Source organism: Vibrio marinisediminis (assembly GCF_014050145.1).
Classification (GTDB): domain Bacteria; phylum Pseudomonadota; class Gammaproteobacteria; order Enterobacterales; family Vibrionaceae; genus Vibrio; species Vibrio marinisediminis.
Genome location: NZ_JACFYF010000007.1, coordinates 1 through 23,301, shown reverse-complemented (window position 1 = coordinate 23,301; position 23,301 = coordinate 1). Strand labels below are relative to the sequence as shown.

The 23,301-nt window shown below is 43.5% G+C and carries 20 protein-coding genes; 14 read left to right on the top strand and 6 right to left on the bottom strand.

Annotation, left to right across the window (positions count from 1 at the left end):
- Positions 1-166 precede the first annotated feature (166 nt).
- From exaC to H2O73_RS12235, 10 genes are all read left to right on the top strand, one after another.
- Positions 167-1,687 carry an acetaldehyde dehydrogenase ExaC gene (exaC, locus tag H2O73_RS12280; protein WP_182109149.1) on the top strand — a complete coding sequence of 507 codons (1,521 nt, stop codon included), beginning with the start codon at positions 167-169 and terminating at the stop codon, positions 1,685-1,687.
- 51 nt (positions 1,688-1,738) lie between these two features.
- On the top strand, positions 1,739-3,922 hold the full coding sequence (locus H2O73_RS12275) for a 4Fe-4S binding protein (RefSeq protein ID WP_182109148.1): 2,184 nt from the start codon (positions 1,739-1,741) through the stop codon (positions 3,920-3,922).
- 163 nt (positions 3,923-4,085) lie between these two features.
- On the top strand, positions 4,086-4,157 hold the full coding sequence (gene pqqA, locus H2O73_RS22215; RefSeq protein WP_123782182.1) for a pyrroloquinoline quinone precursor peptide PqqA: 72 nt from the start codon (positions 4,086-4,088) through the stop codon (positions 4,155-4,157).
- Positions 4,158-4,273: 116 nt separating this feature from the next.
- The gene (gene pqqB, locus H2O73_RS12265; protein WP_182109147.1) at positions 4,274-5,191 is read left to right on the top strand and encodes a pyrroloquinoline quinone biosynthesis protein PqqB; all 918 of its coding nucleotides are present in this window, start codon (positions 4,274-4,276) and stop codon (positions 5,189-5,191) included.
- A gap of 9 nt (positions 5,192-5,200) precedes the next feature.
- Complete coding sequence (gene pqqC, locus H2O73_RS12260; RefSeq protein ID WP_182109146.1) at positions 5,201-5,950, top strand: pyrroloquinoline-quinone synthase PqqC; 750 nt, start codon at positions 5,201-5,203, stop codon at positions 5,948-5,950.
- Positions 5,950-6,222 carry a pyrroloquinoline quinone biosynthesis peptide chaperone PqqD gene (gene pqqD / locus H2O73_RS12255; RefSeq protein ID WP_182109145.1) on the top strand — a complete coding sequence of 91 codons (273 nt, stop codon included), beginning with the start codon at positions 5,950-5,952 and terminating at the stop codon, positions 6,220-6,222. The genes pqqC and pqqD overlap by 1 nt, the downstream gene beginning before the upstream one ends.
- Positions 6,215-7,330: a pyrroloquinoline quinone biosynthesis protein PqqE gene (pqqE, locus tag H2O73_RS12250; protein ID WP_182109144.1), complete on the top strand. Its 1,116-nt coding sequence runs from the start codon at positions 6,215-6,217 to the stop codon at positions 7,328-7,330. Before pqqD ends, pqqE begins: the two co-directional genes overlap by 8 nt.
- Positions 7,327-9,429, top strand: a complete 2,103-nt coding sequence (locus H2O73_RS12245; RefSeq protein WP_182109143.1) for an insulinase family protein — start codon at positions 7,327-7,329, stop codon at positions 9,427-9,429. The genes pqqE and H2O73_RS12245 overlap by 4 nt, the downstream gene beginning before the upstream one ends.
- 21 nt (positions 9,430-9,450) lie before the next feature.
- The gene (gene nosP, locus H2O73_RS12240; RefSeq protein ID WP_182109142.1) at positions 9,451-10,599 is read left to right on the top strand and encodes a nitric oxide-sensing protein NosP; all 1,149 of its coding nucleotides are present in this window, start codon (positions 9,451-9,453) and stop codon (positions 10,597-10,599) included.
- Entirely contained in the window at positions 10,592-13,156 is a 2,565-nt protein-coding gene (locus H2O73_RS12235; protein WP_182109141.1) for a hybrid sensor histidine kinase/response regulator, read from the top strand. Before nosP ends, H2O73_RS12235 begins: the two co-directional genes overlap by 8 nt.
- Positions 13,157-13,233: 77 nt before the next feature.
- Here the strand turns inward: H2O73_RS12235 and H2O73_RS12230 are convergent, their stop codons facing one another.
- Together H2O73_RS12230 and H2O73_RS12225 are read right to left on the bottom strand one after the other, a co-directional pair.
- Positions 13,234-13,890: a response regulator transcription factor gene (locus H2O73_RS12230; protein WP_182109140.1), complete on the bottom strand. Its 657-nt coding sequence runs from the start codon at positions 13,888-13,890 to the stop codon at positions 13,234-13,236.
- A gap of 242 nt (positions 13,891-14,132) precedes the next feature.
- Complete coding sequence (locus H2O73_RS12225) at positions 14,133-14,615, bottom strand: MarR family winged helix-turn-helix transcriptional regulator (protein ID WP_182109139.1); 483 nt, start codon at positions 14,613-14,615, stop codon at positions 14,133-14,135.
- Positions 14,616-14,733: 118 nt separating this feature from the next.
- Between H2O73_RS12225 and H2O73_RS12220 the strand changes: the two genes are divergently transcribed.
- Positions 14,734-15,624, top strand: a complete 891-nt coding sequence (locus tag H2O73_RS12220) for a DMT family transporter (RefSeq protein WP_182109138.1) — start codon at positions 14,734-14,736, stop codon at positions 15,622-15,624.
- Between the two features lie 160 nt (positions 15,625-15,784).
- On the opposite strand, the gene cspE is transcribed toward H2O73_RS12220, so the two are convergent.
- Entirely contained in the window at positions 15,785-15,997 is a 213-nt protein-coding gene (cspE, locus tag H2O73_RS12215; RefSeq protein WP_182109137.1) for a transcription antiterminator/RNA stability regulator CspE, read from the bottom strand.
- 590 nt (positions 15,998-16,587) lie between these two features.
- On the opposite strand from cspE, the gene H2O73_RS12210 reads away from it, so the two are divergent.
- The 3 genes from H2O73_RS12210 to H2O73_RS12200 all read left to right on the top strand — a co-directional run bounded on the left by H2O73_RS12210 (position 16,588) and on the right by H2O73_RS12200 (position 20,363).
- Complete coding sequence (locus tag H2O73_RS12210) at positions 16,588-17,481, top strand: DMT family transporter (RefSeq protein WP_182109136.1); 894 nt, start codon at positions 16,588-16,590, stop codon at positions 17,479-17,481.
- A 301-nt stretch (positions 17,482-17,782) separates the two neighbouring features.
- Positions 17,783-18,817 carry an HlyD family secretion protein gene (locus H2O73_RS12205; protein WP_182109135.1) on the top strand — a complete coding sequence of 345 codons (1,035 nt, stop codon included), beginning with the start codon at positions 17,783-17,785 and terminating at the stop codon, positions 18,815-18,817.
- 4 nt (positions 18,818-18,821) lie between these two features.
- Positions 18,822-20,363 (top strand): DHA2 family efflux MFS transporter permease subunit, encoded by a 1,542-nt coding sequence (locus tag H2O73_RS12200; protein ID WP_182109134.1) that lies wholly within the window; start codon positions 18,822-18,824, stop codon positions 20,361-20,363.
- Positions 20,364-20,388: 25 nt separating this feature from the next.
- Here H2O73_RS12200 and H2O73_RS12195 read toward each other — a convergent pair whose 3' ends face one another.
- The 3 genes from H2O73_RS12195 to H2O73_RS12180 form a co-directional block, all read right to left on the bottom strand.
- Positions 20,389-21,069 carry a DUF8692 domain-containing protein gene (locus H2O73_RS12195; RefSeq protein WP_182109133.1) on the bottom strand — a complete coding sequence of 227 codons (681 nt, stop codon included), beginning with the start codon at positions 21,067-21,069 and terminating at the stop codon, positions 20,389-20,391.
- 335 nt (positions 21,070-21,404) lie between these two features.
- Positions 21,405-21,773: a hypothetical protein gene (locus H2O73_RS12190; protein ID WP_182109132.1), complete on the bottom strand. Its 369-nt coding sequence runs from the start codon at positions 21,771-21,773 to the stop codon at positions 21,405-21,407.
- A gap of 417 nt (positions 21,774-22,190) precedes the next feature.
- Positions 22,191-22,502, bottom strand: a complete 312-nt coding sequence (locus H2O73_RS12180; RefSeq protein ID WP_182109131.1) for a hypothetical protein — start codon at positions 22,500-22,502, stop codon at positions 22,191-22,193.
- Between the last annotated feature and the right edge of the window lie 799 nt (positions 22,503-23,301).

Genomic DNA, 23,301 nt, shown 5'->3' with positions numbered 1-23,301 from the left:
GCCATTTACCCTTCTAAAGTATGAGCTTTTTTGTGCCAAGGGAGCATGTCGGGTATTGCCACACGATACTAATATGAAGTCATCAAGGTGCTTTGGACTCACCAAGGCAGAAAGTAATCAGACCATGGAAAGAGAACACTCTACAGGTCTTAATTCGAGGTGACATATGATCTATGCATATCCAGGTAGCGACAACTCTGTTGTATCTTTTAAAGCGCAGTATGAGAATTTCATCGGCGGTCAATGGGTTGCACCTGTAAAAGGGCAGTATTTTGAAAATACAACGCCAGTAACTGGCGAAGCGTTTTGCCGCATTCCTCGTTCTTGTGCCCAAGATATTGAGTTAGCGCTAGATGCTGCGCATGAAGCGAAAGACGCATGGGGTCGCACTTCGGTACAACAGCGTTCAAACATCCTATTAAAAATTGCCGATCGTATCGATGCTAACATAGAAAAGTTAGCTGTCGCTGAAACTTGGGACAACGGTAAAGCAGTTCGTGAAACCTTGGCTGCGGATGTTCCACTCAGTTCTGATCACTTCCGTTACTTTGCCGGTTGTATTCGTTCACAAGAAGGCAGCCTTTCAGAAATTGATAACGACACTGTGGCTTACCACTTCCACGAGCCTCTAGGTGTAGTTGGTCAAATCATTCCTTGGAACTTCCCTCTGTTAATGGCGGCATGGAAACTGGCTCCGGCTCTAGCTGCGGGTAACTGTATTGTTCTTAAACCAGCGGAGCAAACACCAGCGAGCCTTTTGGTATTGATTGAGCTGATCGAAGATCTACTGCCACCAGGCGTGCTTAATGTCGTCAATGGCTTTGGTAAAGAAGCAGGTGAAGCGCTAGCAACCAGCACTCGTATCGCTAAAATCGCCTTCACTGGTTCCACTGCTGTTGGTAGCCACATTATTAAATGTGCCGCTGAAAACCTAATTCCGTCCACTGTTGAGCTAGGTGGTAAGTCACCAAACATCTACTTTAGCGATGTCACGCAACATGAAGATGATTACCTAGATAAATGTGCTGAAGGCTTCGTGCTGGGCTTCTTTAACCAAGGTGAAGTGTGTACTTGTCCTTCGCGTGCACTTATCCAAGAAGATATCTTTGACCAGTTTATGGAAAAAGTACTGCAAAAAACCAAAGCTATCGTGCGCGGTAACCCACTTGATACCACCACCATGGTTGGTGCTCAAGCGTCGCAAGAACAGTTCGACAAGATCATGGGCTATCTAGACATTGGTCGCCAAGAAGGCGCTAAAGTACTGAGCGGCGGCGGTTCAGAATCTCTTGGCGATGCACTCAACAACGGCTTCTACGTTCAGCCAACCATTCTTCAAGGTGACAACTCAATGCGCGTTTTCCAAGAAGAGATCTTTGGTCCTGTTATTGCCGTGACAACCTTTAAAGATGAAGCAGAAGCACTGGAGATTGCTAATGACTCAGCTTACGGTTTAGGCGCAGGTGTTTGGACTCGCGATAGCAACCTAGCGTACCGCATGGGGCGTGGCATCCAAGCGGGTCGTATCTGGACCAACTGTTACCACCTTTACCCTGCACACGCTGCGTTCGGTGGTTACAAGAAGTCAGGTATTGGTCGTGAGACACACAAAATGATGCTAAACCACTACCAACAAACCAAGAACTTGCTAGTTAGCTACAGCACTAGTCCACTTGGTTTCTTCTAACCAACTCGGTGAATCGCTCCCAAACCCGACCGGTTTGGGAGCGTAATTGACATGACCTATCTCGCCCCCGATTTTCTTACTTACCAATCAAAGTTAGCCAAACAGGTCAAAAACGGTTTACTACACGTGCTTTGCTTACTCTGTTTATGGCTATTACCTTGCTTGTCATCGGCCACCCCTTCTACCTCAAATAGCAATGTTACTGACATCCCCAGTGAAATTGCCGATTTGTTTCCCAGCGCTACTAGAGTGGGAGCCACCGAACAAGAGCTGCCGATTATTCCAGTCTATCAACTCAATCAATTGTTAGGTTACGTGTTCGAAACCGATGACTTAACGGACTTTATTGGCTTCTCCGGTGACTCAATTAACCTGCTGATCGGCTTAGATACCCAAGGTGTGTTTACTGGGCTCAAAGTGCTCGCCCATCACGAACCGATTTTTTTGCATGGGCTGGGTGAGCAGCCGATGTTTGATTTCGTTAGCCAATATCAGAATCATTCGGTTAAAGAGCGCTATATCATCAATAGCCAAGACAAAACCGCGAACCAAGCCACCTACTTTGATGGCGTTACTCGTGCCACCGTCTCGGTACTGGTTATTCATGACACCATCATCGCCTCCGCGTTGAAAGTGGCCCGTGCCAAACTACAAGGGTTTGTTACTGCCGCTCCTTATACAATAAAGCCAGACCACTTCCACCCACTTTCTTTTGAACAGTTGCTTAAACAAGGCTATGTACAGCATTGGCAATCTACGCCTGAACAGTTAGAGGTATTACCAAGTGATATCGCCGCCGAAGTGGCGCAGTTCACCCAAGAGAGCGATGACTTTATCGATCTCTATTTTGCGGTACTCAATATCCCTATCATCGGCAAAAACATCTTGGGCGATGCAGAATACCAACGCTTATTCGAGAACCTAAAACCGGGTGAACACGCACTGCTGTTACTCAATCGTGGTCGCTACTCTTTTATCGCGGACGATTTTATTCCACAAACCATATCGAGTCGCTTAAGTGCCAACCAAGACGGCTTTCCGGTTGAGCTACGTGATATCGACTTCTATAGCTTTAGTGATCCGCATTTCGAACTCGCTCTGCCTGAGTTCGACGATATCAAAGTCTTTAGCATTAAATCTCAATCTGGATTTGAGTTACATCGGCAATTCAAACTCGCTCTATCGCTCTATTACAACCAAACATTTTTAACGCAAAAGCAGCATGGATTTGAATTCAACACACAATTGCCCGCCGACCTGTTTGAAAAACAGCTCAGAAAAGCCGAGGAGAAAACGCCGCTTTGGCTGACGATATGGCAAAGCAGACAAATCGAAATTGCGATACTACTTTGCTACCTAGTTGCTTTAACCACGCTTTTCATTAAGCAAAAAGCACTAACTAGCAACGCACGGCTTACCCATATCACTCGTAATTGCTCACTGATTTTTGTGTTATTTTTTATCGGTTTTTATAGCCAAGGACAACTTTCTGTCGTCAACATTTATACGCTTCTACTCTCACTGCAAAACGGCTTTAACCTTGAGGTATTCCTGCTCGACCCTATTATTTTCATCTTATGGCTTTTCGTCTTTACGACTCTTTTTTTATGGGGACGAGGGTTATTTTGTGGCTGGCTTTGTCCTTTTGGCGCATTGCAGGAATTAGTCACGCTTGTTGCTAGTAAATTAAAGATCAAACAAATAAAAATCGAGCCGAAAACAGATAAGCTAGCGCGCAAAATTAAGTATCTATTGCTGTTGTTATTAGTCGCAAGTGCGTTCTTCTCACTTAATCTGGCAGAACAATTATCCGAAGTTGAACCATTTAAAACCAGTATTACGCTTAATTTCGTTCGCTACTGGCCTTTCACTTTATACGCGCTATTTTTAATCGCGCTTAGCTTTAAAATACATAAATTTTATTGCCGCTATATCTGCCCTTTGGGTGCAGGGCTTGCACTGCTAGGGCGATTCCCTCTGTTTAAATGGCTAGATCGGCGCAAAGAGTGTGGTAACCCTTGTCACCTATGTCGCAGTAAAAAATGTGGTATCGATGCCATCAACATTGATGGCAGCATCAATTATCAAGAGTGTATTCAATGCTTTGAATGCTTGGTCACGATTCAAAGCTCAACGGTGTGCGTGGTTAACAAATACGCTGGAAAACGTAAAAACAAACCCGCGACAAAAGCAGAAAACAAACCGCAGCAAATAAAAATCAAACACTGTTCTTGATAAGTGAATGGAAATTGAGGAGTCATCACGCTTGAGTAATCGATCTTGAGTAGTAGTAGTTGCTTTCTCCTCCTTTTATCCACCCAAAGTATAATTTTTATATTTGCCAGCAACCCTTATATTTAATTTGGTGATACATGTAACAGCAATGGAGGCTAGGAATATGTGGACGAAACCAAAATATGAAGATATGCGTTTAGGCTTTGAAGTAACACTTTATATTAGCAATCGCTAGAGCTAAATCCCCGCAGTCATAGATTGTGGGGATTTTTTTAGGTTCGCGTTTGTTCATCATCCCTAGACAATGGCTTTACCTCGTCATCACTCTTTATTATTAGGAATTATTCAGTTATGCAGATACTTATTTTGGGTTCGGCAGCAGGTGGCGGATTTCCACAGTGGAACTGTCATTGTGACAATTGTGCCGGTGTGCGTAGCGGTAGCATTAAAGCACAAGCTCGGACTCAATCATCGATCGCAGTCAGTGCCGATGGCGACAACTGGGTGTTGATCAATGCGTCACCAGATATACGCCAACAGTTGAACCAATCCCCGCAATTATGGCCAGATGATGCCCAAAGAGGCACCAAGATTAGAGCGGCACTGCTAACCGATAGTCAAATAGATCACACCACCGGTTTGCTCACATTACGTGAAGGCTTGCCGTTGCCCGTGTACTGTACCGATGTTGTTCATGAAGATCTTACCACCGCCTTCCCACTGTTTAACTTACTGCACCATTGGCACGGCGGATTGACACATCACTCGATTGGTACTGACCACCAGCAAAGCTTCACAATAGAAAATATCACGGGGCTTGAGTTTTATCCCGTGCCATTAGAATCAAACGCACCACCCTACTCCCCTTACCGTGACGATATCGTGCCAGGCAACAACATCGGTTTAAAAATCGTTGACTCTACAACGGGAAAATATCTGTTTTATGCTCCAGGTATCGTGCAATCCAACCCTGTGGTTGAAGAGATGCTCAGCGCAGCAGAATGCGTTTTAATCGACGGTACGCTTTGGCTTGATGACGAGATGATCAAGAACGGATTTAGCCACAAATTAGGTTCAGAAATGGGGCATATGCCGGTCAATGGTCAAAATGGCAGCGTCGCGCTACTCAATCAATTTGATATTAAGCGTAAGATCCTCATTCACATTAATAATACCAACCCCATTTTAAATGAAGATTCTTCAGCACATCGTTTTGTTATTGATAACGGTGTTGAAATCGCAACTGATGGCATGGAAATAACACTATAAGAGGCAGTCATGCAGGCATGGACAAAACAAGAATTTGAGCAGCAACTTAGAGCCAAAAGCGAGCTTTATCATATCCATCATCCCTTTCATATCATGATGCATCAGGGGGAATGTAGCGTTGAACAGATCCGTGGTTGGGTCGCCAATCGATTTTATTATCAAATTAACATCCCGGTAAAAGATGCCGCTATTTTGGCAAACTGCCGCGATATCAAAACCCGTCGTGAATGGATTCAACGGATCTTAGACCATGATGGCTCAATGCATGAAGAGACTTTAGGTGGTATCGAGGCGTGGCTAAACCTGGGTGAAGCCGTTGGTCTTACGCGCCAAGATATGTTGGACGAAAAATACATCCTACCCGGAGTGCGATTTGCCGTTGATGCGTATGTGAATTTTGCACGACGTGCCACATGGCAAGAAGCGGCATGTTCATCGCTGACTGAAATGTTTGCCCCAGAGATCCACCAAAGCCGCTTAAACAGTTGGCCAAGCAATTACCCTTGGATAAAACCTGAAGGCTTAAAATATTTCCAAATGAGGCTCTCTCAAGCAAGGCGAGACGTTAACCATGGATTAGCCATTACCTTGGATCACTTCACCACACGCGAGCAACAAGAGCACGCACTCAATATTTTACAGTTCAAGCTCGATATTCTCTGGTCAATGCTCGACTCAATGACCATGGCATACCAGTACGAACGTCCGCCCTACGCGCACATTGACCAAGTACCAACTTACCACAAAGGGATATTCTAATGGCGTTAACCAAAGCAACTCCGCAAATGAACCCTTTGTTCCGATTGCAGTTTGAACAAGCGCAAAACTGTCACGTGCTGCTCTACCCCGAAGGCATGGTCAAACTCAATGACAGCGCTGCAGAGATACTGAAAAAAGTGGACGGTCAGAACTCAGTGGAGCAAATTCTCACCCTGTTGCAACAGCAGTTTCCTCAAGTGGGTGATATTCGTGATGATATCGACGAATTCTTAACCGTGGCACAAGAGAAAAAATGGATTCGCTATGTCTGAAAATAAAGATATTGGACCGCCTCTGTGGCTATTAGCAGAATTGACTTACGACTGCCCACTGCACTGTGCGTACTGCTCAAACCCGACCGATCTTGGCAACAAAGAACAGGAATTGAGCACCCAAGCATGGCTAGATGTGTTAAGCCAAGCAAGAGCATTAGGCTCAGTGCAATTGGGGTTTTCTGGCGGTGAACCCCTACTACGCAAAGATTTAGAACAACTGGTTGAGCATGGGCGCAATCTTGGTTTTTATACCAACCTGATCACCTCTGGGATTGGCTTGACAGAAAAACGCATCAAGCAATTAAAAGTCGCTGGATTAGACCATATTCAAATCAGTTTTCAAGCCGCGGATCCGCAGCTTAATGACGCAATAGCAGGTAGGGGCAATGCCTTCAAACAAAAACAAAAGATGGCGGAAATCGTTAAGGCTGAGGGCTACCCGATGGTACTTAACTTTGTCATCTCAAAACAAAACATCGACCAAATTCCGCAAATCCTCGCCTTAAGCTGTGAGTTGAACGCTGATTATGTCGAGCTTGCCACTGCACAATATTATGGCTGGGCGTTCGATAATCGAGATCACTTACTACCAAGTAAAGAGCAACTTGAGTGGGCTGAATCCGTCGTCAATGAGTTCCGAAGCCATCAAAGTGATTCCGACCCACACTTTATTTTTGTTACTCCAGACTACTACGAAGATCGCCCGAAAAAGTGTATGAACGGTTGGGGCAGCACGTTTTTAACCATCACTCCTGACGGTAGTGCACTGCCTTGTCATAGCGCGAAAGTACTACCATTAACCTTCCCTAATGTGACACAAAAGAGCCTACAACATATATGGCAGCAGGACTTCTCATTCAATCACTTTAGGGGGGATAGTTGGATGCCGCAGCCGTGCAAAGGCTGTGATGAGAAAGAACACGATCACGGAGGTTGTCGTTGCCAAGCCTATATGCTGACAGGCGACATGTACCGAGCTGATCCTGTCTGCGCAAAATCAAGTGATCATCCGTTGATTTCACAAGCGATTGAACAGGCGAAAAACCCGACACGTCCCATTTTACAACGTGGCAGAGTTGCCGATATTGCCTTATTGAAAATATGATTGAGCCGTTTTTCTCAGATGGTTTGACTCGCTCAGACCCATCGATACAAAAATACCGGCACAGCTCTGGGCTACGTCACTTCAATATACAGCCAAAGCCTAGCGAGCATCACCGCTATTACGGGGCTTTTTTTGTTGAAACACCCAGCATCGATGATACTGGTATTGCACACGCCGTTGAACACCTTGTCTTTCGCCGCAGTGTGCAATTTCCAGAAACCAGTACGCTGTTTCAACTCACTTCGCTGACGGATATCAGCATTAATGCGTCAACACTCGATGGGGTCACTTGCTTTCATTTTTCATCCCAGCATCAAAGCCATTTTGAACTTGCCCTTCGTTACCTACTCTGCGGACTACTTTCTCCCGTATTTACCCAAGACGACATGACGCAAGAACTCTTCGATGGCGCAGGCAATGGTGTTATTTATCGAGAACTGCTTGGCTACGAATCAAACCCTGACTATCTCCAGCAAGTGAAAATTCGCCGTGGTGATCAATCAGAAAAACGAATACCTTGTTATGGCGGGGTGAGCGATTGCCTTGAAAGTATCACTCTATCGGACATAGATCACTATCATCGTGCCCATTATCGTTGTGGCAAACTCACGCTTTTTACCATGGCAGACAATGTAGAGTCGATACAACAGGCCTTAGTCAAAACTCTTGCCCTTTTGCCGCAACATGAATCCCACACCACAGGGCAAAATAGTGACGGGCGGAGCCATAGCGCTCTCGCTAAAAACCAACCGATTTTTGTCAATCACACAACATACGTACATACTTGGTGGTTAGACCGCAGCTACTATCAGAGCATCATAGAGAGCCAACAGCACTTGACTGAGTCAATCGCTCGAATTGGCGCGACGTTAGTGCCTATTGATCAAGAAACCAATCAGCACAATCAACTCGCCCTTCGCGTTATTTGCACCAATCACCTAGTAGAGCCGATTCAGTTATTATTGAAGGCGAAATTAAAACCGAGCTCATCTCATCAAGCGATCTGCGACTACAGCAAATTCCCCGCCACCATTGCGCACATGATCCAGCTCTATCAACACTGTCAGCCACAAACAAACATTGTAGATCTGCAGTTAATAGCTGCGCAAATAGCACAAGCCCCAACCATCAGCCAACTGGCTGAAGTTAAAGAGGTTGTGGCGTCAAAGACCTCAATTTCCAATCCGGTTGATTCTAACCAGTCTCGTTTGGTGCATCAGTTATTAGATAGTTGCTCGGCAGAACCGCTGTCTCCCTGTGCTGATAAACCATGGCGGCACTTTGTCATGCTCCGTTTTCAGTCGGAAATCAACCTCAACATCGTTAGCAAGGTAATCACTCAATCTTGTCAAATCCGCACACTCGCGATTGGTCACTATCTGCTGCTTGAGACTGATCATTGCTCTGCATCTTTGTTAGCCAAGATAAAACAAAACATAGCGAATACCGAAAACCGATTCCAACCCAACTTAGCTTCGCTATTTCACCAACTCTATAAGCAAATGGGTGAAACTAAATCGACAAAAAGTCTAGGTACCGCAAGTTTTAAGCAAGTAACTGAACAACAAGTAGAATTAAGCGAGCGAAAATTCAAATTTAACGCTAATTTAACATCTGTAAATATAGCAAGATGTGAACACAATTGGCTTTGCCAAATTTCGCTCTCCAGTAACAGCAAACTGACCGCGTGGTTAGCCAGTTATATTGCCAGTGCATCAAGCTTGTTTTTACAACCTCGTTTGAAGGGTGAATGCTATGCTATTGGTGTGAAATATTGCGAAAGTGTTAACGGGATTTTTATCTATACTGCGTTTGATAATAACCTTTCGAATCGTAAGCAGAGAGTAAGCGACTCACTCAATCAACTCGCAATGGACAATGCCTTTTTAATCGAAGCATTAACACTGGCTAAACAGAAGTTAGGCGACTTACTTCAACAACGATATCAGCCATTGAATCCGCAGCAACGCGAGACAATTTATCGACTAACTGGAGAAGTTGGCAACCACAATAGAATACAGCAACAACTAGAGGAAATTGCCTATACGGACATAGCCGATTTTCTAAAGAAAATGAGTACTTTGACCACTGAAAAATAACAGTCAGAAACAGGATGGTATATGACTACAAATAAAACTAAATATGCGGTCAGCAAAAACCTCGATCCTCAGCAAGCAAGTGATGAGATATACCAACAACTCGGTGAGCCACAAAATGGATTTGTGCTGTTTTACTGCTCCGTTGTTTACTCTCTCGATAAACTTGCCAATGCCATGAACAAGAAATTTAGCCAGGTTGAGCTTGCCGGTTGTACCACGGCTGGCGAAGTCACAAGTGAAGGCTACGAGCAGCACTCAATTGTCGCAATTTGGTTCTCACCTGAGTATTTCTCTATTAGCTCTACGGTGATTGACTCTATAGACTCTTTTGACCTCATTACTGCACAGACAAAAATCAATCAACTGGCTGAAAAGTGCAATGCCAATAGCCTTGCAGATATTGCTGACCATACCTTCATTCTGACTTTAATTGACGGTCTCTCTACTCAAGAAGAACAACTACTTAGCACCCTAAACTCCGCAGCGAATGGCATTCCTCATTTTGGCGGTTCCGCTGGCGACGATATCAATTTAGCCAACACACATGTTTATCATCAAGACTCCTTTATTCAAAATGCTGCAGTGGTTGTGATGGTTAATAGTCGCTGTAAGTTTGAAGTCTTCAACTGCAATCACATCCACTCTTCCAAAGAAAAACTGGTGGTCACTGAAGCTGATGCACAAAGCCGGACAGTGTTGGAACTTAACTCAGAGCCTGCTGCGCTCGAATATGCCCGAATTCTTGGTCTCGACATCAGCGAACTAAACCCTGAAGTGTTCTCATTGCATCCATTGGCAGTAAAAATTGGCGACAACTATTACGCCCGCTCGATTCAGAAGGTCAATAAAGAGGACTTAAGCCTCACCTTTTACTGCGCAGTAGACACTGGCATCATCCTCAGCGCCGTGACGATGGACAGCATCATTGACTCGCTAGCCAACAAGCTCGCAGCACTTAAAAATACACTTCATCAACCAGAACGAGTGCTCGCTTGTGATTGCTTTTTACGCCGCCTCGAAATAGAACAAATGGGGCTGCAATCGGAGGTTGCGGAACTTCAGCGTCAGTACCGAATTTTTGGCTTTAACACCTATGGTGAGCACATCAATGGCATGCACCTCAATCAAACCTTTACTGGTGTCTACATCTCTGGAGAGTTGAATGAATGAGCAGCAATTGGCTGAAGAAGTTGCTCGGCTCAAATCCGAGAACAGCAAATTAGTCAAAATTAACCAAGTCTTGATGAAACGTGTTGAAGACGGCGGTAGCGTGCAGAACATCCCCTACGCCACCTTTGAACATTCAGTGCAGCTTGCCGAACAAGTCAAAGAAAAAACCCAAATCCTCAATGAAACCTTGGCAAAATTAGAGCGCAGTAACCGCGCACTTAAAGAGGCAAACGAGAAAGCCAATATATTTAAGCAACGTTTCATCGATGCGATTGAAAGTATCTCTGATGCGTTTGTTTTGCTTGATAGCGACGGCCGGATTGTGCTGCAAAACAGCCACTTTCTAAACTACTGGGCAAAAGTGGGCATTAAGATCGAAGAAGGAACCAATCTTAATGACTTTAAAGCATTAGCGAAAACTCGCGGCATTATATCTCAAGCTTATCCTGGTGATGCAGACCATAGCCCAGTTTACAAACTCTCTGATAACCGCTGGTTTCAGTTAAGCGAGCGCCGTACACGAGAAGGCGGCTGGGTCATGCTTTATACCGATATCACCGCATTAAAAATGGCAGAGAGTGAACGCTACGAACAAGCGATGGCTCAAAAATCCAAACTGCTGCAAAACTTAGTCGACAACCTCTCTCAAGGCGTTGTATTGATCAGTAGCCAAGACCAAATCGAAGTGTGGAACAAACGGTTTGTCGAGTTGAGTAAACTCTCAAATCAGGTACTACGCTCTAAACCTTATTTTTCAAACCTAAAAAATTCGACCGAACTTGATCTAGAACCTAAATCGACCAGCAGTGATTGCTGTTATGTGCAAACCTTGTCAAACGGCACGGTGTTGGAGATCCGAGACCATCGAATCAACAACGGTAAATTGATCAAAACATTTACTGATATCACCACCTCGCACCGCTATGCTGAAACACTGCGTGAAAATGAAAGCTGGTTACGCTTAATTACCGATAACGTCCCCGCCATGATCGCTTATGTGGGCTCAGATTTAAAATTTCAGTTTACCAATAAGGTCTATATCGACTGGTATGGAAGGGAAAAAGGCGAGCTATACGGCGTTGATTTGGAACAAAGCCGTATCAATGGAGATTTCAACCAACTACAACCCTATGTTGCTCGTGCGCTGAAAGGCGAAAGTGTCAGCTTTGAAATTGAAGAGACGAATCAATTTGGAGAGCCGGCTCACCTACACAAGTCCTATGTGCCAAACCGAGACAGTAATGGCAATGTGCTTGGTTTTTTCGTGTTGGTTCGCGACATTACCACCCGTAGAAACAACGCCATTGCATTACAAAAAGCGCACGACTTCTTAGAACTACGAGTAGAAGAGCGCACATCGCAACTACAAAGCCTTAATAACGTTCTGCAAGTAGAAGTTGAAGAGCGTCGCCGAGCGCAGCTTAACCTGACCGATGCCAAAAGTGAGGCCGAACGCGCCAACTTATCCAAAACCAAGTTCCTTGCTGCGGTCAGCCATGACTTACTTCAACCCCTCAATGCTGCGCAACTGTTTACCAGTTCACTGTCATCACAACTGACCAGTAGCAGTGACAGTTCGTTACTCAATTCAATTTCCAATTCATTGGATGATTTAGAGAACCTAATTAGCACCTTAGTCGATATTTCCAAATTAGATGCTGGCGTGGTGAAAGCGGATAAAAGTGCTTTCAATGTGGGCGAGTTACTCAGCAATCTTGTCAATGAATACCAACACATCTCTCCCCAATATGGGGTCGAACTTCGTCATGTCGCATTCAATGGCATTGTGCATTCTGACAGTGTTCTGTTGGCGCGAATACTGCGCAATTTCCTCTCTAACGCATTTCGATATACAGATAACGGGAAAGTACTGCTCGGTTGTCGCCGTCAAGGCAACTCGATTTCGATTGAGGTATGGGATAACGGCGCGGGCATTGCGGCTGACCAACTCAACGAAATATTCAAAGAGTTTAAACGATTAAAATCGTCGCAAAAAGTATTCAGTAATGGACTTGGGCTTGGGCTGGCTATCGTTGATAAACTATCGAAAGTGCTCGAGCACCCGATTCAAGTTCGTTCAGTGGAAGGAAAAGGCTCGGTCTTTTCTGTCAATGTTCCACTTGGGCAACTCAGCACCCAGCCCATACAACGAGATCAAGTTAGTCGTATGTTGGCGAATACTAATTTAGCCGAGCGTAAAGTTTGGTTGATTGATAACGATGCCAGTATTTGTGATGCCATGCGCCAATTGCTAAATGGATGGCAATGCGAAGTGATCACTGCCACCAGCCTTGAGCAACTTAAAATGAAAGTGGATCTCGCCTCTGATCATGTAGATATATTGATTGTCGATTATCACTTAGATGATGATATCAATGGCTTAGATGTTAGCAACGAGATCAACCAAACTCGAAGCGCCCCACTTCCTACTCTAATGATCACCGCAAATTACAGTGAAGCACTAAAATCACAAGCTAAAAATATGGGGATACTGCTGCTCAATAAGCCAGTGAAGCCGATGAAACTCAAAACATCGATATTCTATCTATTAAAGTAGCGCCGCAAAAACAGCAATGCCAATCTAATTCAGCTACTGAATTAGATTGGCATTGACGCCTGACTGGATTAACCGGATTAACGTTTAAGGTATTGATTAAAATCGATACCACTGCAACCCAGTACCGCTTGCACACGGTTCGACACGCCCAATTTTTTCAAAATGGACGAAACATGCGATTTCACCGTGGTTTCGGAGACATTGAGGTTATACGCAATTTGCTTATTCGCTTCACCTTTGGTCATACATTTAAGTACCATTAATTGACGGCGCGTAAGTGATGAGAGCATCTCTGGTAACAGCGGGGATTCATGTTTTGCGTTGGGTGTGGTTTGGGTGCGAATAATATCTGCCGGCAAATAGATATTTCCCTCAAGCACAGTAGCTATCGCTTCAGAAATTTCTTCTTTTGATGACGATTTGGCAATAAAGCCAACCGCGCCGTAAGCAATAGTTTGTAGAATAACTTGCTTCTTGTTCTCAGCCGAAACGACCACCACTGGTGTCGTGGGACATTCATTAATTAAGTCGAGTAACCCATTCAGCCCAGACATGCCCGGCATATTGAGATCCAACATAATCAAATCAATATCTTCATTGTCTTTGGCGAATGCCAGCGTAGTCGCAATATCTTCCGTTTCATGGGTTGTACTTTCAGGAAAGCTCGTTCCTAAAATATGCACAATTGCATCGCGAAATAATGGATGATCGTCCGCAATCAATACCTTGTACATGACACAGCCTTTCTATTAGTTGACCTACTACTCAGCTTAACTCACTGAGTTGTCGATACAAGTAATCGCCCTCATCCATTAGTCGTAAAAAAGAGGGATTTTTCTCAGTTATATCCGCCCAGCTCAAATTAAATGATGATCCTCCCAACAACGTGCAGTGCAAAATGATAAAACGAACACGGCTTTACATTTGCCACCGACTCTTAACCTATTCAGCGGCTAACAACTCTGTGTAGGCTTCATCATTCGTAAGCACTCAGCCATGTTTTTAATAACTGATTGATATTCTTCTTTTGCGTCGTTGTGAGTGACCGGACCAATTTCTGCTGAATTTCAACATGTTCAATCATGATTTGATCAATCAACGTCAACCCCTCTTTGGTCAACTCTACTGTCACACTACGGCGATCTGCTTTACTGTGCGTTCTTCGAATCAATGCCTTGGATTCTAATTTGTCTAGACGATTGGTCATCGCTCCTGATGTTAACATCATCGATTCAATTAACCCTGATGGGGTGAGACAATAGGGTTTTCCTGAACGACGTAGCGTCGCCAGCACATCGAACTCACCTAACTTGAGGTCGTATCGCTTGTGCAATGCAGCGATTTCCGTTTCAAGATATTTGGAAATACGTATCAACCTACCCATCATCGCCATCGGCTCAGTGTCTAACTCTGGTTTTTCCCGAGCCCATTGCTCCACTACGCGATCAATAGCATCCATCTGACATCCCGTCTCAATACATTTTGCTGTCTAAAATTATCTTAACATGAAGATTCTTTACAATCATACACCATCGCTATAGAGTTATTACATACTTATCTTAACGTGAAGATACTTTGTGAATATTTTGCTAGCGATGATCCCTGCTTTTTTTTGGGGTACTACTTACGCGGTAACACAATATACGCTACCTGATTGGCCGCCTTTGCTCTTGGGCGCTCTAAGAGCGTTGCCTGCCGGGTTAATATTGCTCGCGATAAAACCAACGTTACCCAAAAAAGGGGAATGGACGGTTATATTCAGCCTAGGTTTTATCAATATCGCCACGTTCTTTAGTTTGATCTTCATTATGGCGCTAACACTGCCTTCAGCAATTTCAGGGGTTGGGATGATTTCCGTGCCTGTTTTCGCCATGATTTTCCACTGGGTAGTGAAAAAGCAACGACCTCATTTAATTCAGGCGCTCTCGGGGATTGGTTTAATAGCCCTAGCATGGCTGTTATTCAACCCGAGCCAAATTACACTTAATCCTATCGGTTTAATCGCGATGCTAACCGCTATTATGTGCATCATTATCGGTAGCAGCATGACCAAAACCTTAGGCGGTCGCATGCATTGGTGGATGATTTTGACCTGGCAGCTAATCTCAGGCGGAATTATTCTTTCTATCGTTTCAACCATCCATGGCTTGATGAACCCGCAACTCTACGTTGAAGTATTAAGCCATTTTGAAATGAAAAACCTCATCGGTTTACTGTGGATTATTGGTTTGAATACTGCTCTCGGGTATGGCATGTACGTGTGGCTTTTACAGCGTATGTCTGTGGTTGATTTTACTTTTGGTGGTATCGCCAACCCAATCGCGGGCATCAGTGCTGGGTTGATCTTAATGGGTGAAATCTATACCCCATTCCAATACACCCTCATGGGCGGGATGATCGTTTTATCGTTGTTACCACAAACGATAATCTCTTTGCGTCAATCAAAAGTAAAACCAGAAAGACCTTGATTAGTCCCTTACACCACGAAGATACAGCGGGGTTTTTCGCCAAATCGTTCAATGGCTTGCGATACTTTTAAAGTGCAGTGATTGATAAATAGAACGCACACAAAAAAGGCCGCCTTGGGCGACCTTTTAATATTCTTGCTTGCTTACGTTTAGCGCTTAATTAAAGAGCTTTAACGTTGCTTGCTTGAAGACCTTTTTGTCCTTTCTCTACTTCGAAAGATACTTTTTGACCTTCATTAAGAGTTTTGAAACCTTCAGATGCGATAGCACGGAAATGTACGAATACATCTTCGCCACCGTTATCTTGAGTAAGGAAACCGAATCCTTTAGTTTCGTTAAACCATTTTACAGTACCAGTAATTGTGTTAGACATGTGATGCCCCTTATTTATTTAATTTAAGAAAAGTTCAATATTAACAATGCGTTAATTTGTTGAATTATATCATGTTACGCTAAAATAAAAGGGAAACGTCTAACTACAAAACTGGGTTTTAGTAGAGGAAGTTTTACTTGTACTTGATGCTGCATTTCATAACTCTCTGAACAACTGCGCGATATAATACCAACTGTTTACTTTTTGTACAGTTAATTTTTACATTAATTAAATGTCTTTTATTAACAGTAGCATAGCAGCAAACCACAGCTTTATAGTCAAGTTTGATAGTTGGAATTTTAAGAAAAATGCCGATCCGATCAACCTAACTCACTCCCTATTCTATCTCCTTATCAGAGACTTACAATCAAAGCATGTAACAAAGTAAGCAATTAACTACCCACAAAAACGCGCTTATGTGACCACGCTTACGAACTCCGTCACGCTGTTCTCTTTCTTGTTGCAGTAATGAGACTTGCTCGATAAGCTGCTCCGTCTGATGGTATGCGGTATAAAACGATGAACTTCTCAAAATTCATCGTCTCCTTCATAGCCATAATGATGAGCTAAATTTTGGAGTTTAACGGGAATTGGACTATATAGGCGAACTGTCTGCATTACTCGCAGCAGCTGTTTGGGCGATGGCGACTTGGATCTATGGTCAATTCAGCCACCATTTCTCGGCGCTACAACTCAATATTGTCAAAGGTGTCGTCGCATCTCTTATGATGGTGTTAGTCATGCCCGCTGTGGTCACCTTTCCCGAAACTATAGAATCAACACACCTTATCGTACTCGCTGTTTCTGGTGTCATTGGCATCGCAATAGGTGACAGTGCTTACTTTGCGTCATTGAAACGGATTGGCGCCAATAAGACACTACTGCTTGAATCACTCGCACCACCTCTATCAGGAATACTTGCACTGGTGTTTTTGGGCAGTGTGCTGCCTATACAGAGTTGGTTCGGAGTACTAATCACCACGATTGCGGTCGCATTTGTCATTCTCCAACCTCATGCCGACTCACAAACTCAAACATCTTGGTCTGGTGTTGGTTTTGGGCTTTTAGCCAGTGTTTGCCAAGCTTCCGGAGTTGTCATCTCGCATTATGCTTTGGTCGCGGGCGATGTACCTCCATTGTTGGGCGCCTTCATTCGCTTAGTCGTCGGCGTACTGGCTGTGATGATGGTGATTCTCGTGGTTGAACGCCAACCATTTCGCCAAATTAAGCACCATTTTTCTCAATTAACTCAGCGCGCATTCTTGACATTGTTATTAGCGATTTTTGTTGGGACGTTTCTCGCGCTTTGGCTGCAGCAATCAGCACTGAAGTATGCTAACCCCGCTGTCGCGCAAACAATCATCGCCACCAGTCCACTCTTTATGCTAGTCATTTGCGTTTTCAAAGGAGAGAAGGTTACCGCAAAAAGCCTAATAGGCACACTTGCTGCTGTGGCAGGCATTTCACTCTTCTTCCTAAAATGACCCATTTCATTGCGGCTAACTGATCACCAATATGCCATTATTGGTTAGCCGCTTCTATTTGATACGTGTTTCATTTTTAGATATTGGCTGTCGCTGCCACGCCTGACGTTACTGCAACAAAAACAACTGCATATGAAAGCAACAGGTAACTTTTCACCGTACTGCTTTCGCCATCATCTATGTGGCTACATTGTGACTCCGCTTAACAAGGTCTAGTATTTGTTAATACTAACGCATGCTCTATCGCACTATGAGATTTGAATCCTTAGGCTAACGTCAAATAACGCAACTGGATAACATCATGAGCGAAAATCCCACACAATCTCACCTTGCACGTAATCTAATCTTGCTAGCCATTGGGGCTGTCACTTTGATCACTCTCAGTTATTTCTATATTCAACATCAGAAGTCTTACCCAAGCACAGACGATGCGTACATCCATGCTAACATCATCTACGTTGCTCCACAGGTCCACGGTAAAGTGATCCTTACTAATGCATCTGACTATCAAAAAGTGAGTAAAGGGGATTTGTTGTTGCAAATCGACCCTGCTCCTTTTCAAGCTCAACTTGACGAAGCGCAAGCAGCATATGAAATGGCAATGCAAAATAATGCCGCAACTGATGACGCAATACTCGCTGCAAGTGCCAATGTGAAAAGTGCGGTCGCGCAATTGGCTGATGCCCAATCTAGCTATCAACGCATCAAAAATTTGGTCGAAAAACAATTACTCCCAGCACAACAGTTTGACGATGCTAAAGCGAAACTTTCTGCAGCGGAAGAAAATGTTATTGCGGCAAGAGCAACAATGTCTCAGTTGATTAAATCACAGGGTGCTAGTGGCGATGCAGCTCCTGAAGTTAAAAAAGCCGCCGCAGCATTAAGCCAAGCCAGCTTGTCACTCTCTTACACCAATATTTTTTCTCCCCAAGATGGTCACTTAGGTAAATTAGCGGCTCATGTAGGAAGCATTGTTTCCCCTGGGCAAGCGCTGGTTCCTTTAGTTGTCGAGAATACCTATTGGGTTCAGGCTAATTTCAAAGAAACCCAACTTGAACGTATAACCAATGGGCAATCCGCGACTATCACCCTAGATCTGTATCCCGATGTCGACTATCACGGTACGATTGAGGCAATTTCACCAGCCAGCGGCTCTTCTTTTTCTTTATTGCCACCGGAAAACGCCAGCGGGAATTGGGTAAAAATCCCACAAAGATTTCCAGTTTTAATCCGCCTCTCTAATGAAGATGAGCACCCCGATTCACCACTTAGAGTGGGGGCTAGTGCTAACGTCACCATCGACACCACAAAAGATAAAGCCAAGCAACAAGAGTAATAATATGAGTGCCGATGTCGATGTATCGACTAACAACGAAGAAGCTCATGTCTTAAGTGAAGGAAGCCGAAAGCTCGTCACGCTAGCCGTCATGTTATCGGCAATTATGGTGCTGCTAGATATGACTATTGCCAACGTTGCACTACCCCATATGATGGGGGCGTTGGGTGTGACGTCTAATCAAGTCACCTGGGTACTTACCTCTTATTCGATGGCAGAGGCGATCTTTATTCCTCTCGCGAGTTTCCTTGCTCTGAAATTTGGCATTCGCAATTTATTGCTCATATCCGTTAGTGGTTTTATGGTGACGTCGGCATTGTGTGGACAAGCTGATACCATCGTCGAAATGGTGATATTCCGAGTTATGCAAGGCGCTTTTGGCGCTTCGGTGATCCCCCTTTCTCAATCCATCATGGTGCAAATATACCCCGCCAATCAGCGCGGTAAAGCAATGGCGCTGTTTAGTGTTGGCGTTTTACTCGGTCCTATTTTAGGACCGACACTTGGCGGCATCATTACTGAAAACATGGATTGGCGTTGGATTTTTTACGTCAATATCCCCGTTGGTGCCCTTTGCCTCACACTAATCTATTTTTTTGTAAAACTGAGCAACAAAGGCAAACCTAAGATTGATTGGCCTTTAGTGATTGCAATGACTATAGGCATTGGTTTACTGCAAATGGTATTAGATAGGGGCAACGATGAGTCTTGGTTTGAATCAAATACAATTTTACTCTCAACCATTATCAGCGCAGTAGCTATAGTGTACTTTGTGGGGCGCTCACTAAAGACTAAGGGCGATATCGCACCTGTTTGGTTACTGCGTGATCGAAACCTAGCCATGTCATGCATTGTGATGGCTGGGTTTTCAATGGGAATGTTTGGCATTACTCAACTACAACCCATGATGCTTGAACAGTTACTCAACTACCCCGTAGAAACGACGGGGTTTGCCATGGCTCCTAGAGGATTAGCATCGGCAGTGGTTTTGTTGATGATGGCGCGCTACATGGATAAGGTTGATGCTCGACTTCTCATTGTCATTGGCTTGTCTCTCAACGCGATTGGTACCTACCTAATGACCCAATACTCGCTTGAAATTGACCTGTATTGGATATTACTGCCAAGCATTATACAAGGTGCAGGGATGGGGCTAGTTTTTGCCCCTCTCAGCCAACTTGCCTACGCAACGCTCGCTCCGCAAAATACCATTGGCGGCGCAGTTGTATTCAACCTATGTCGCACCATCGGTGGCTCGTTTGGGATTTCGATTGTTAACACCTATTTCTCTCGAATCCAACAGCAGGAGTGGCATCAATTGGGAGGTCCCCTCTCACCCACTAATGCCGCTTTGCAACACGCAGCCCAAGCTCAAGGCACAACCATTACCGACCCAGCATTCTTGATGCAAATCCAAAATATTTTGCATCAGCAATCAACTTTAACCGCCTTCGTATACACCTTTGGCTTCTTGTTGTTCTCCTACTTATGCCTTATTCCACTATTGGCGTTATTTAAACCAAAACAAAAACTCAATAACGAATAAGAAAATAAACGCCCGAGAAAGCGAATTAACTATTATTTACAACAGCTATTTCCAATGATTTGGCGTCGGTTGTTATATATAAGAGTAAAGAGTACAGGAAAATCGCGATTCCGAGCATTTCTAAAAACTCTTCGCAAGTATAAAAAATAAAGTAAAGCGTATTATCTATACCCAGCGTTTCAGCTTGTCCTCCACCTAGCATTTCAAACCCAATGGCGCCAATAACAAAGATACTGCCTGATAATACAAACAGTGCCATTGTCTTCTTGGGTAATTTCAAAAGAAATTTTGAATACGTGACGACAAAAATAGCCAATGCTACTCCATACGGTAATACCCACGCATAATATAAAAGCTTCGACGTCTCAAATGTTTCTCTAACAGGGACAGTAAATGTCTCATGGACAGACACAATCTCGTCAAACGAAAGAAACAAAAAAATAAAAGATAGTCCAAACCATGGTATAGAGGAAAGTTGCTCTTTCTTGTGCTCAACCGCAATCAAATAGAGTAACGCGCTGCAAACAAGGATCATAAAGCCAGAGAAAAAGGTAGGTACATTTCTCTCTGCATTAAAATCAAATAAGGTTATCGCATCACCAAAATAGACGAGTTTCATTCTCGACAACACATTTGCACATAACAATAAGATAATTAATGCTATGTGCACTGTTAATATTTTCTTCGGAGATAACTCTAATTTCATTTCACACCTACCAACGCTCTAGTTATGTCTTTGATTATTATAAATTACTTCAGATTATTCGTAAGTAAGAAATTCAATTGATACTATTTAAAGAACAATTTATTGATTTCAGTAACGGAAAAAACTGAGGATATTCTCTACGCAATGAGAAATATTATCACACACGATCTAATTAGCTAATACAGGTAACAGTGTTGTTTGTTAAGCATTAGTCATTTAGTCGGTATAAACTGAAAAGCCGTCTCAAAATGGAGAATAATAAAATACCCCCGTTATTCTCGCCTTAATCAGCTTAGACAATCCAGCTAGTAACCATTTAAATTTAAAAATGTGCTCTATTGAATTAATTCATATAATTTTTTGCATTCTGGCGTTTCAAAATCATCTTCCAAATTTTGGCATACAAGGGCGTTCATGCTTTTGATACAGGAAAGAGCTTCCGTTTCTAGCCCCGAGGATTTTGATAGTTGAGCAAAATCGCTCTTCATCGCTTGACAGTTTTGCTCTAACGTTGCGTCGATCATCTCTTTTACAGCATTATCCGAAGGGACACCTTCTAGATGTTTAGAAGCGCATTGCTTCATTTTATTGCAAAAAATATTCACCTCTTCATTTAGCTCGTTGCTTGAAGCTGGCGATGCAATACATAAACTCATCACACAGAATCCAATTTGTGCTAGTTTCTTCATTGTATTAATTTTCATTTATCCATTCCTTAGATTATTTAGCCGTAACGATAGACTAATTTATAACCATAAAGCAATGGGGTCCCAGATAAAGCGAGCCAAGCGTGACCAAGAATTTCGTTTTCAAACGCTAGAACAATGTAATTTGCCCCGCTAACGAGCTAGAAGTTCAGATAGACGAACCGCTTCTTTAAGGAACTCTTCAGTGTACGCTGGATTACGATGTTTAGCCATAAATCACCTCTCAATTAGACCCTAGATCTAACTTAGTAAAGTGTCTACTAAACGTGGGGTAGTCTGTTGCATAACGCCCTGTTAAGGTGTGAGCAACGCAATACCGAAGCTGCCGCATACCACCTTAAACACGAAGAGCAACGCATAGTAAAAATGCCACGCGTTGCGAATCCGTCTTGAAGAGTTTGTTAGTAGTATTTTTCAGCGCCTCGGATAGATGTGATACCTATTGCCGCCCGTATGTTCTATAACAATTTCACTCCCCGCGTCTAATTGATGTGAAGTGAAGAACTCTTTGACCCAAGAACGTTTTCGGAAAATTTTCTTGTCACCAGCGATATCAGTCAACACTGGCTGCTCGATTCCACAGTGGATTTCTAACTTTTGGGGTGCTTCACTTTCGATGTTGCTGCCACCAATCGCATCAGCAGGAAACAAATCCATCGCTTTCGTGAGATACAAATGGTCGTTTCGGATGTTACCTGCCGTTAACTCAATTACTCGATACTTCATTTTTACCTCGTTTACTACTAACGCCGCATTAAGTGGTGAGCAACGCCAACCACCCTACCTAAACCATTGTGACATAAACACTTAACCTGAAGTAAGCCGAAAACGCAAAGCGTTGGGAATCCGTCTTAAACGCTTTGTAAGCCGACTATTAGTAGCATGCTAAACCATATACAACGTAGCCATTTGGAGTTGTTCCATAGCATGAATTACCTTCTTCTATATAGCCTGGATTAGGGTACGGACCAAGTTTACCTACATTTGTACAACAAAACCGAGGTAGAGATTTCTTGTCGGGTATCGGTGTAACCTCTGTATCTTCAAAATTTGGCATTGTAGGTGCTACACATTTTGACTGCTTACAAATCCGTTCTCCTTTACATTGAGTATCATACTCACAACCTTTGGATTCAACTGTCGATGAAAAACTGAGTAGCGGAATGATAGCTGTCAAAATTAAATTGATATTTATGCTTTGCATTGACCTTTCCTTTTAAAAATCACCATAATCAGAAAAGTGTAGGGCAATGCTAGGAGCTTTATACTTACTTCAAAAAAAATCATGCTTTTTGCATACATACTCGTATAAAAAGCAACTTTTGATGGATACTGCAACGGTTGGCTAACGCCCTGTTAAGGGGTGAGCAACGCAATACCTAAGCCGCCGCATACCACCTTAAACACTAAAACCAACGCATAGTAAAAATGCCATGCGTTGGGAATCTGCCTTAAACGCCTTGTATGGATAATAACTCACGAATCAGGGTAAGGTGAGACCCAGACTTTAGCTGCAACTAAAGTT